We start from the raw sequence: 11,543 nt of genomic DNA, 5'->3' as shown, positions 1-11,543 counted from the left end.
CAATTACCAATTACCAATTACCAATTACCCCGCATTGCTTCTTTCATTTCTCGAACTGCTCTTTCAATACCTACTAAAGCTGCCCGACTAATGATAGTATGACCGATGTTTAGTTCTTCCATGCCTGGAAGGGCGGCAATGGGGTAAACGTTCCAGTATGTGAGTCCATGACCGGCATTCACCCGTAAACCTGCTTTAATGGCTTGTTCACAGCCTTGGGCTAATAAAGCTAGTTCTTTTTGGCGAGTTGTTTCGTCTTTGGCTTCCGCATATTGTCCTGTATGCAGTTCAATAAATTTGGCTTTTACCTTGACAGATGCCTCAATTTGTGGTGGTTCGGCATCAATAAACAAACTTACGGGAATGCCAGCATTTTGCAACTTATCAACTATCTCTCCTATTCTAGCAATTTGTCCGACAATATTTAAACCACCTTCTGTTGTTACTTCTTCCCGCTTTTCCGGTACTAAGGTAACATAATCGGGTTTGATATCTAGGGCTATGGCTAACATTTCTGCTGTTGCTGCCATTTCTAGGTTTAAGTGGGTTCTCACCGTTTCCCGCAATAGTCGCACGTCTCTATCTTGAATATGTCTTCTATCTTCGCGCAAATGGGCTGTAATGCCATCTGCACCCGCTAGTTCTGCGAGAATTGCCGCTGCTATGGGATCTGGTTCTACTGTGCGCCGTGCTTGGCGAATGGTAGCGATATGGTCAATATTTACACCGAGTGTAGGCACGCCTGGTTTCTCCTGTTCAACAATCCTTAGATGTTGATTTTAGCGAAAATACCAATTTTAGGGGTGAGTGATCGTATTATAAAGAAAGGTAACTCTCAAAAATTTGACAATCTCTGAGGCGATATGCTTTTAGAACTGCAACAAATTATTGTCAACCCTGGTCAACAAATGTTACTCAAGGATATTAGTTGGCCGCAGTTAGAAAATATTTTAGAAGAAATGGGAGAAAGGCGTGCAGCACGTATTTCTTATAGTGATGGTTGGTTAGAAATTATGGTTCCTTTACCTGAACATGAAAAAGATAAAGAGATATTTGGTGAATTAGTCAGAATTTTATTAGATAAATTAGAAATTGATTTTGAGCCTTTTGGTTCGACAACACTTAAAAATGAAAGAATGAGACAAGCTGTAGAACCGGATACGAGTTTTTATATTCAAAATCAAGCTGCTGTAATTGGCAAAAATCGCATTGATTTAAATATAGAGCCACCACCAGATTTGGCTATTGAAATTGATATTACTTCTCGGACTCGATTTGACAATTATGAGATTTTGGGAGTTCCTGAATTTTGGCGATATCAACAACAAGGTTTGGAGATTTTCTTGTTACAAGAAGGGAAATATATAAAATCTCAATCTAGTCCTAATTTTCCTAATATTCCTATTATTGAATTAGTTAATGAGTATGTACGGCAGTGTTTAACTATTGGGAGAAGTCAGGCTATGCGGAATTTTAGGAGTTGGGTTAAGGATAATTTGTATACTCAAAACGGCTTGATTGTTTGATTCTAAACGTAGGGGTTTAGCACTGCTAAACCCCTACACATCTGGGTTCTTTGTCATTTGGCAAAAGTTTAAATCTCACCCGTGTTTAGTATAATCGCTATTTAGTAAAGTTGTAAAATTAAGGAATTGGCACAAACTCGTATTTATTAGTTCCAGGTTTTTGTTGAACTTTGATTAAGAAGATGCTATTGTTTATGCGATCGCCTGATTTTGAAAACTGAATTTTTCCTGTTGCATCATTAATTGAAAAATTGTAATTGCTTAATAGATACTTTGCAAGAAGATTCAGCAAAGTGATCTCTAATTTGGGGTTAACGGCTACTGCTACACCACTTTTAACAACCGGAATTGCTTTAAGACTAAAATACTTTTTTCCAGCTTTGTCCTTCTCTAAAGAGGAAACATCACGAGATAATAGAGCAAAATCCAGTTCACCATCTATTAACTTCTCAATACCTATTCCAGAACCTTTTACGAACTCCTTTTTTATGTTGATATCAAATTGAGGATGAGTCTTTTTAATTTCTGATTCTAACGTTGGGTATATAAAACTCCAGGAAGTGCTGCCACCGTAGTTAAATTTTCCTTTAGGTACATTGTGAACTTGTGCAAATTGGTTGGTAATTTTTATTGGAGGTAACTTACATGGAAGACATTCTTTATCCGGCTTAATATACCATGCTACCGCAAAACTAATAATTCCTAGACTCAATATTTCTATAAATTGATTACCTAGATTAAGTTTTCTTTTGTGAGAATCTTCTATTTTGGCTGTATCTTCATCTCTAAGTCCTAACACTTGCTGAAGACGTTTCAATTTAGCACGAGTTTTATCACTAACACGGAATTTACCTTTAATTGTTTGGAGAAATGCTTTCTGATATTCCTGTAAATTTTCTTTGTAGTCTTGATAAGGTTTTAAAACATCAGCCTCTATAGTCGCCGCTTCGTCAGGTGTTAGTCCCAATCTTTTTTTTTGGTTATCTAAAGTAATACGACCAAGATTATCAATCTCACCGTCCCTTACGCAATATTCAACTTCTCGACGATATTTGAGCTTGGGATCATCTATAGGTGCTTTAGCAAGCTGAATTTTATAACCTTCTTTGACAGCATATATCTCCGGTTTCATTCCTGGAGTGGCTTCTTGAACCTTACTTTTGGCGTATTCATGCAATTCATCAACGGAAATCGAACCATCTTCGTCCCGGTCTGCTGCACCAGTTTTCAGCCCCTCAACTATGTAGCGGGTGTAAGTTGAGGTATCTGCCCCTTGCAGTTCAAAGGAATATTGAGTGGAACTTGAAGAAGTGAGAACAGCCCTCCCTTCTCCACCCAATTGATTTTTGATATCTACAAAACCATCACCTTTCGCTGATAACTCTTTACCAAACGCACCACTAAAGCAACAATCAAGAATCACCACCTCGCGTTTAGAGCGGCTATTTTTCATGACTTGATGGACAACTTTAGCCGATACTGTTGTAGACTGTAGTAAATTTTTACGAGTGTTGTGAGTAGCAAAGTAAAGATTACCCTCTTCATCTTTAATGCCATGACCAGAGAAAAACAGCAGCAAGAGGTCATCTTTTTGACGATCATCAAACAACATTTCGATGGCTTCTTCCATTTCTTGTCGTGGAGGATTTACCAGCACTTTGACCTCATCAAAACCGCCAATGTCTGGGTTTTGTAAAACTCGCTGCATGGCTTCAACATCTTTTGTCGCTGCTGGTAACGGGGTAAGACCAGGCTCATACTCGCTAACTCCTATTAGTAGGGCTATTTTCGCCATCTCGTTATTCTTTCCTTATATTGTGTAATTTCTTAGTTATACTAAAAACGGTTGAGACATGGACTTTTATAAAATCACGAAAACCCCAGATTTGTAGGGGTTTAGCAGTGCTAAACCCCTACCCGAAGAATCAAGTAATTAAGCCGTGTTGAGTATAGCTGCAATAAATTTTTGTGCTAATTCCAGTGCTGCTGTTAGTTCTTTCTGACCATTGGCTTTCACTTTCACCTTTTTTCCGTTGACTTCAATTTCCAATTCAATACTTTTGTTACCCAAGCCGCCCAACCATGCCAACAATTTATAACAATTACTAATAGTGACCTCAGCCTGTAAAGCCCCGACCAAAAAACCACCAACAGATTTAGCTCCTTCTGGTATTTCTGTCACTTCTACAAGTCCAGCACTTTCCACATCTAAGTCATTAATGTCTCGCAGCAGATTCCGTGTTTCCCGTTCCTGCTCCTCTGCATCTAAATCTGGATTGGCAAGAGTAATTGTGAATTTAACATTAGATTCTGAACTCATTTTGCACCTGTGAAGTCTTTTAAGGAGTTGACCAACTATATAATATACGCTTGTCTGTAATTTTACTGGATAAAATCGGAAATTCTGATAACTTTTAAGCAATTACCGCTATAGTCAAAGACTTTGAGAAAGCTCTGGGCAGATTATTATAGAAGTTTAGGCTTGATGAAAAAGGCGATAATCACTCATGACTACCGAAAAGAATCTAGCCATTGTGGACAGGGAAGCCCATGACTCATCCACTTATTATGTGTTTGACGATGGTGAAACCCATAACCCACCAACAGACTTAATATTTGATGATGGTGAACCCTTGGAATCATATAGACATCGGACTGGAATGAATGTCCTTATCCGATCATTGCAGCAGCTTTGGTGCGATCGCAATGATTATTTTACTGGGGGCAATATGTTTATTTATTACAGCAGCACCCAGGTTCGTAATCGTGATTTTCGCGGTCCCGATTTCTTTGCTGTTCTCAATATTGATGGTACTAACACTCGACAAGGTTGGGTGGTTTGGGACGAGAATGGTCGCTATCCTGATGTAATTGTGGAATTAATGTCACCTTCTACAGCAGCAATAGATAAAGGTATTAAAAAAGACCTTTATGAACAAACTTTTCGTACCTCGGATTATTTTGTCTATGATCCATTTAATCCTCGTTCTTTACAAGGATGGCATTTAGATGATAATCAAAAGTACCAGCCGTTAATCCCCAATGAAAATGGTTGGCTATGGAGTAGACGTTTAGGTTTATGGTTGGGAACTTGGGAAGGAACGGTAGAAAGGGAAACTACAATTTGGGCGCGGTTTTATGATGTTGCTGGTAATCTAGTTTTATTACCAGAGGAAGCAGCTAAATCGCAAGCAGAGGCAGCTAAATCGCAAGCAGAGGCAGCTAAATCTCAAGCAGAGGCAGCTAAATCACGAGAGGAGGAGGCTAAGGCAAAAGCAGATAGGTTGGCTGCCAGATTACGAGAATTGGGTGAAGATCCAGATATGTTGTAATCGTTAGGTTTCCCAAATCCCCGACTTCTCAGGACAAATCACAATTTCTGGAGATGATGACAGCAGAAGTCGGGGATCTTAATTTTTGCCTGCTCACTCCTGCTGTATAATCAACTGGAAGCACTGGTATAAAAACGGAGGGCAAATCGCCAAAACTGAGTAGAAATAAAGAATAAGACAATTGCTAAAAATCCCGCACCTAGCCACCAGGTAAACTGAATTTGACCTAACAGAGACTGGGCTGAAACTGTTGTTAAAAAAGTTACTGGAACTATAAAGGTAAAGAAGAAGCGATAAGCCGCCGGATAGGCTGTAATTGGATATCTTCCAGCATCTAGAAACCCTCTTAATACTTCTGTGACGTTGTATATTTTAACAAACCAAATACTTGTTGCTCCTAGTATAAACCACAGGCTGTAAAGAATGACTAAACCGCAAGCCAAGGGAAAAATAGTCAGTAAGTATTTGTCAATTCCTAAGTTAAGTTTTCTACCAGCGTAGCCAATGATGAGCAAACCTAAGATTAAATCTGGTATTCCCCAGAGGGAAAGGGTATGAATAGATAACCAAAACTGACTACGAATAGGTTTTAATAATACAAAGTCTAAAGTCCCTTCTTGGACATGACGCACAATCCGATTTAAGTTGGGAGCAAGGAAGGTAGACGAAAAGCCTTGTAATAGGGTGAAAATTCCTAAGACTACTAAAGCTGCGTCCCATGACCACCCCGTAAAAGTGTAGCCTGTGCGGTAAAATAGGAACAAACCAAAGATACTACCTACTAAATTACCTAAGCTACTGAAAGCAGAAATGATAAAATTAATACGATATTCCATTTCTGCCGCAATGGCAGCATTCCAAAATAATCTCAACACTTTTAAATATCTTGCCATTTCTCGCCTTTACCCCAATATCTCTTGAATATAAAATAATTTTATCTAAACTTAATCTTATTTGGTATTTTTATAATTTATGAACGTTAAAATGTTGAATGCAACTTCTTAAGCAAATCGGATTTTATGCACTTTAATTTACCGGAATTAATTAAATCGCTGGGTTATTTTGGAGTATGGGGAATTATCTTTGCTGAATCTGGTTTATTGATTGGGTTTTTTCTCCCTGGTGATAGTTTACTATTTACGGCTGGATTTGTTGCTTCTCAAAACTTGCTAAATATTTGGGCACTGATTTTTGGTGCGTTTTTTTGTGCTGTATTAGGTGATAATGTCGGGTATTTTACAGGGCATAAATTTGGCAGAAAATTATTTGAGAAGGATGATTCTTGGTTATTTCGTAAAAAACATATTGTGAAAACTCAAGATTTTTATGAAAAGCATGGGAAAAAAACAATTGTCTTAGCTAGATTTATGCCAATTGTGAGGACTTTTGCGCCGATTGTAGCAGGTATTGGGGCTATGCACTATCGGTCTTTTATGTCTTATAACTTAATTGGTGGTTTTGTTTGGACATTTGGGATTACTTTGTTAGGATTTTTCCTGGGAAAAACTTTGCCAGCGGAACAGTTAGATAAGTATCTTTTACCAATAATTGGCTTAATTGTTGTTGTTTCTTTATTCCCATCTGTTATTCATATAATTAAAGAAAATAGAGCTAATAAATGATCAAATGCTTTGTTTTGATGACAGTTTACCCATCCCTATTCCCAAATATGACCAAAAGCTGGTAGCGTCAAACAAAGGAAAATATTTTTTGTGGATGTGACAACTTGAAAACACGTTCTAATTATTGGCAACTTTTACCCTATATCCGCACCCAATGGCAACCTATTGCTAAGGGTTTTGTCGGGATTTTGGGATATGTACTGGCAACTTTAACCCTGATTAATGTCGCGGGTAAGTTGGCAGTTCCCTTCGGGAATGGTAATGTATTAGCGATCGCTCAATTAGCCGGAATCAGTGCTGCTATTTTTCTTGTGCGCGGCTTTTTTCAGTCTGTACAAGATTTATACATGGCTAAGGCAGCGTTAAGAATCGCTTTTTATCTCCGGCAACAAGTTTATACTCATTTACAAAAACTCAATCTCAGCTATTTTGAAACTGCTAAAGCTGGAGATTTATCTTATCGTCTCACGGAAGATGTTGACAGGGTGGGAGAAGTTATTAATAAACTTTTTCATGATTTTACTCCCTGTGTTTTGCAATTAATTGCTATTCCCATTTACATGATTTATTTGAATTGGCAACTTACCTTAGCGACGGTAATTGTTGCTCCAATTATGGGAATTTTAATTGGTTGGTTTGGGGAACGTTTACGGAAATATTCTCTCAAAAGTCAAAGTCGTATTTCTGATTTATCAGCTATTTTAACGGAAGTTTTTAGCGGGATTCGATTGATTCAAGCTTTTGCAGCCGAAAAATACGAAATTGATAGATTTAGTCATGAGGCAGAACGCAGTTTTAAAGCTAAATATTCAGTCGAAAGATTAAAAGCGATTCAAATTCCCATTGTGGGATTTTTAGAAGCTGTGAGTGCGTTATCTTTGTTAATGGTAGGAACTTGGCAAATATCTCAACGTAATTTAACTGTCGGTGAATTTTTTAGTTATTTAACAGCAGCAGCTTTGTTAATTGATCCTATTGGACATACTACCAATAATTATAATGAATTTAAACAAGGTGAGGCATCAATTGATCGGGTTTTTGAGTTATTAGCAATTCAACCAACGGTGTTAGAAAAACCCAATGCTATTACCCTACCTGCTGTTAATGGTAAAGTTGAATATTGCCATATTACTTTTGCCTATAAATCAGGAGAACCTGTATTAAATAATATTAGTTTATTAGTAATGCCAGGTCAAGCCATTGCCTTGGTTGGTGCTTCTGGGGCTGGTAAAACTACTTTTGTGAATCTATTACCTCGATTTTATGATCCTGAATTTGGTGAAATTTTCATAGATGGTGTCAATATTCGAGATGTGACTTTAAATAGTTTAAGAAAACAGATTGGGATTGTTCCCCAGGAAACAATTATGTTTTCGGGAACTATTGCCCAAAATATCGCTTTTGGACAAAATATTTTTGATATTAACGCAGTGGAATCAGCGGCTAAAATTGCTAATGCTGATCAATTTATTCAGCAACTACCGGAAGGTTATCATACTTGGGTAGGAGAGCGAGGTGTGAATTTATCAGGGGGACAAAGACAGCGAATTGCGATCGCTCGTGCAGTCCTGCTCAACCCGCAAATCTTGATCCTTGATGAAGCCACATCTGCCTTAGATTCCGAATCAGAAGCTTTGGTACAAGAGGCTTTGGAAAGATTAATGGAAAACCGCACGGTGTTAATTATTGCCCATAGATTGTCAACGGTGCGGAAGTGCGATCGCATTTTGGTGTTGGAAAAAGGGCAAATTGTGGAGTCGGGAAATCATGAGGAATTATTAGCTTTAGAAGGGAGATATGCCCGGTATTATGCTCAACAATAAGATCCCCGACTTCTCTAAGAAGTCGGGGATCTGAAATTCTCGCAAGGGATACGAGACGCTACTGCAAACGCTATAATCCAATAATATGCTCATAGTTTAATCCCCAGCGTTCTTTCTCAGATATATCAGTTTTCGTCGCTTTATCATAAGTTAAAATTATCCTAAACTAAGAATACTTTTGATATTTATAACTTATAGTAATTTGCCTTTAGATTTTCTTAATAATTAATTGAGAATTTTTTCTATTTATCAACGAGGTTGCAATACTTTCCGCGATTTGCTATAATTTCGGAGAATTTCATAATTGGGTTACCATTGTCAATTTTTGATCTTTAAAAAGATGTTAGTCTCAAACCCTTTATTGACAGTAGTTCCAGAAATCAATCTCCCAGTCCGATACAAAACTTTACAAAATTAATAGCTATTCCTTGAACAATTTTAGCCATGAATTTGCTCAGAAATGATCTAACTTGAGAGATAGTAAAAATTTACTATTGACAATTTGACGAAAACGTGATAGTTAACCTGTCAATATTATTAATTTTAGTGTTAAATCAACATGAATTACCTTAACTTCGATATATGTAAGGGTTTAGCAGTGCTAAACCCCCACATATCGCATCAATTACAGGATGGTTTGCTGAATATCCCCTAAACAATCACAAAATTATTAACATTCAATGTTCCTGTTAATCCTGTGACTTCAATGATGGCATCATTAGCAGCATTAAACCCTGCGGTTGCGTCATTAATAGCCACAAAGGTTTTTTGCCCGAAACTGAATTGAGCAGCGTAATTTGAACCAAAGGCTGCTAATTTTGCCCCAATACCAGCAGCATCTAGAGTATTAACTGCTCCCACATCCACAAATCCAGCTAATGCCGTAGAAACACGGAACAAATCATTACCTGGAGTAGCGTTGAAATCAGTGATGACATCAAAATTAGCTAGGAGAGAATCAGTAAGATTTTGGTAGACAAATTTATCGCTGCCTAAACCACCAGTCAAGGTATCTTTACCACCCGCACCAGTGAGAACATCATTATTTGTACCACCGACGAGGAAGTCATTACCACTAGTACCTGTCAAAGTCAGACTAGAGGGATTGCCAATAGCACCATCACTATTAGCGTCTATGCCGAAATTAGTCTCTTGAGTGAAAGCCGCCGCAGAATTGAATGCGTATTGTCCTTCAGAAGAAACCCAATTCCAGTTATTATCTAAATTCCAGATATGCAGGAAGTTTCCAGAAATGTTTTTCCAAAGAACTTGATTAACGCCATTGACGGTTTCCGCTGCTAGGGTTTGCCATCCTGCGTAGACATCTTGGAAGATTTGTACTCCACCATTTTTAATAGCAGTTGGGATAGCTTGCCCCACCTGAGCAAAGAATTTGTTGGCGGTATCTTTGACTAATTTAGTGTTACCTGATGATTCAATGAGAATGTAAGGATTGCCAGCAGGACTACCAATCACACCATCACTATTAGCGTCTATGCCGAAATTAGTCTCTTGAGTGAAAGCCGCCGCAGAATTGAATGCGTATTGTCCTTCAGAAGAAACCCAATTCCAGTTATTATCTAAATTCCAGATATGCAGGAAGTTTCCAGAAATGTTTTTCCAAAGAACTTGATTAACGCCATTGACGGTTTCCGCTGCTAGGGTTTGCCATCCTGCGTAAATATTTTGGAAGATTTGTTGTCCACCATTGTTAATAGCAGTTGGGATACCTTCTCCCACTTGGGCAAAGAACTTATTGGCGGTATCTTTGACTAATTTAGTGTTACCTGATGATTCAATTGTGGTGTAAGGACTGCCAATAATACCATCACCATTGGTATCTATGCCAAAATTAGTTTCTTGAGTGAAAGCTGCCGCAGAATTTAATGCAAATTGTCCTTCAGAAGAAACACGATTCCAGTTATTATCTAAACGCCAAATATGCAGATAGTTTCCAGCAGTATTTTTCCAGAGAACTTGGTTTTCACCATTTACAGTTTCCGCTGCTAGGGTTTGCCATCCGGGGTAAATATTTTGGAAGATTTGTTGTCCACCGTTTTTGATAGCGATTGGGGTATTTGTCCCTATTTGGGTAAAGTATTTATCTGTTATATCTTTAACTAGTTTGGTGTTGCCAGTTGATTCGATAGGGGTATAAGTGGGAGATGTGATTTCAACAATGCCTCTGCGGAATTGGTTACTCGAAGAATCATTCCACTTACCAGGAGAACCAAAATTCATTTCTACATAATCTTCTCCATCCCAGCCATTATTTGGTTCACCGGGAAGCCAGTTAGTATAAGTAGATATTTCACCACTCACCCACTTGAATGTGCCTTCTGTCACCTCATCTGTTAAACCAATCCACAGCGTTTGATTAACACCAAAGGTACTGACTAACCAATCCTGCTCTGCTTGATTGTTAATGGTGACAAGATTTCCGCCTAAACTCTGTGCCTGAGCCTGAGCTTCTTGCCATGTTCCATAACTGGTTAAAGTATATTGGCTGCCATTGTAGTTAAACATTAGATGATGTTCCTTTAATAATTTGGTAGATGAAATTATCCGATTGCTATTTCCAAGCACTGCTAGTAAAACACACTAGCTCCAGTCTAACCAACCTTATACTGACTTACGTACTGAGAAGCACTGACTTATCGTGACTTATAACTTAACTTTATTAATACATAGTCCGTAGTTAAAAATATAATTCACTATGCCACATCTTTAACCGGCATAAAGATGAGAATATACGTAAGATATAATTAGACAATCCAATATATACTGATGATGTTATAAATTAACCCAGGATAAGCAATGTCAAGATCACTATGCGTTAATAATGACCACATTGACAAAGTTAAAATAGCACTCACGCACAATGGCTATCCCCACCAAAGAGCCTTGGCTAATGATACCGGATTGTCCTTAGCGACAATTAGCAACTTCCTGACTGGTAAACCTGTTAGTTATGCCAACTTTGAAGAACTATGTCGCAGATTAAATCTAGATTGGCGAGAAATTACTACCAATGTTGAAGTAATATCCACCCCCTCTCCCGCACACGCACAAATACGTAAAAAAAACCAAATCAGCTTACTGCAAAACTGGTCATCATCAGTACGTTCCTTGAGATTACTGGGTTCATCAGAAACAGCCTTTTCTCTACTGCAATCAAAACAACTGCGGGGAACAGATGAACAAAAATACCAATTATACTAAACACGGGTGAGATTTAAA

General features: G+C 38.0%; 10 protein-coding genes. 5 read left to right on the top strand and 5 right to left on the bottom strand.

All coding sequences use genetic code 11. The annotated features are described in order from the left end of the window. Positions 1 to 17: 17 nt before the first annotated feature. Complete coding sequence (locus FJR06_RS14550; protein ID WP_015079172.1) at positions 18 to 740, bottom strand: pyridoxine 5'-phosphate synthase; 723 nt, start codon at positions 738 to 740, stop codon at positions 18 to 20. 123 nt (positions 741 to 863) lie between these two features. Here FJR06_RS14550 and FJR06_RS14545 point away from each other — a divergent pair, with 123 nt between their 5' ends. Further along, on the top strand, positions 864 to 1,526 hold the full coding sequence (locus FJR06_RS14545; RefSeq protein ID WP_168651688.1) for a Uma2 family endonuclease: 663 nt from the start codon (positions 864 to 866) through the stop codon (positions 1,524 to 1,526). A gap of 118 nt (positions 1,527 to 1,644) precedes the next feature. Here the strand turns inward: FJR06_RS14545 and FJR06_RS14540 are convergent, their stop codons facing one another. Together FJR06_RS14540 and FJR06_RS14535 are read right to left on the bottom strand one after the other, a co-directional pair. Continuing rightward, on the bottom strand, positions 1,645 to 3,321 hold the full coding sequence (locus FJR06_RS14540) for a caspase family protein (RefSeq protein ID WP_168651687.1): 1,677 nt from the start codon (positions 3,319 to 3,321) through the stop codon (positions 1,645 to 1,647). A 138-nt stretch (positions 3,322 to 3,459) separates the two neighbouring features. Continuing rightward, the gene (locus FJR06_RS14535; RefSeq protein WP_168651686.1) at positions 3,460 to 3,846 is read right to left on the bottom strand and encodes a hypothetical protein; all 387 of its coding nucleotides are present in this window, start codon (positions 3,844 to 3,846) and stop codon (positions 3,460 to 3,462) included. A gap of 187 nt (positions 3,847 to 4,033) precedes the next feature. On the opposite strand from FJR06_RS14535, the gene FJR06_RS14530 reads away from it, so the two are divergent. After that, complete coding sequence (locus FJR06_RS14530; protein ID WP_174783480.1) at positions 4,034 to 4,858, top strand: Uma2 family endonuclease; 825 nt, start codon at positions 4,034 to 4,036, stop codon at positions 4,856 to 4,858. Positions 4,859 to 4,968: 110 nt separating this feature from the next. On the opposite strand, the gene FJR06_RS14525 is transcribed toward FJR06_RS14530, so the two are convergent. Beyond that, positions 4,969 to 5,751: an ABC transporter permease gene (locus FJR06_RS14525; protein WP_168651685.1), complete on the bottom strand. Its 783-nt coding sequence runs from the start codon at positions 5,749 to 5,751 to the stop codon at positions 4,969 to 4,971. Between the two features lie 126 nt (positions 5,752 to 5,877). On the opposite strand from FJR06_RS14525, the gene FJR06_RS14520 reads away from it, so the two are divergent. Together FJR06_RS14520 and FJR06_RS14515 are read left to right on the top strand one after the other, a co-directional pair. Then, positions 5,878 to 6,480 carry a DedA family protein gene (locus FJR06_RS14520; RefSeq protein WP_168651684.1) on the top strand — a complete coding sequence of 201 codons (603 nt, stop codon included), beginning with the start codon at positions 5,878 to 5,880 and terminating at the stop codon, positions 6,478 to 6,480. Between the two features lie 104 nt (positions 6,481 to 6,584). After that, a complete protein-coding gene (locus FJR06_RS14515) occupies positions 6,585 to 8,303 on the top strand; it encodes an ABC transporter ATP-binding protein (RefSeq protein WP_015079179.1) in 1,719 nt (572 codons plus the stop codon). 651 nt (positions 8,304 to 8,954) lie between these two features. On the opposite strand, the gene FJR06_RS23995 is transcribed toward FJR06_RS14515, so the two are convergent. After that, on the bottom strand, positions 8,955 to 10,829 hold the full coding sequence (locus tag FJR06_RS23995) for a bluetail domain-containing putative surface protein (protein WP_015079180.1): 1,875 nt from the start codon (positions 10,827 to 10,829) through the stop codon (positions 8,955 to 8,957). Between the two features lie 291 nt (positions 10,830 to 11,120). On the opposite strand from FJR06_RS23995, the gene FJR06_RS14505 reads away from it, so the two are divergent. Next, a complete protein-coding gene (locus FJR06_RS14505; protein WP_015079181.1) occupies positions 11,121 to 11,525 on the top strand; it encodes a helix-turn-helix transcriptional regulator in 405 nt (134 codons plus the stop codon). Positions 11,526 to 11,543: the final 18 nt, after the last annotated feature.

The sequence above is a fragment of the Dolichospermum sp. UHCC 0352 genome (assembly GCF_009711925.1).
Lineage (GTDB): Bacteria > Cyanobacteriota > Cyanobacteriia > Cyanobacteriales > Nostocaceae > Dolichospermum > Dolichospermum lemmermannii.
This window is presented reverse-complemented; position numbering and strand designations above follow the sequence as displayed.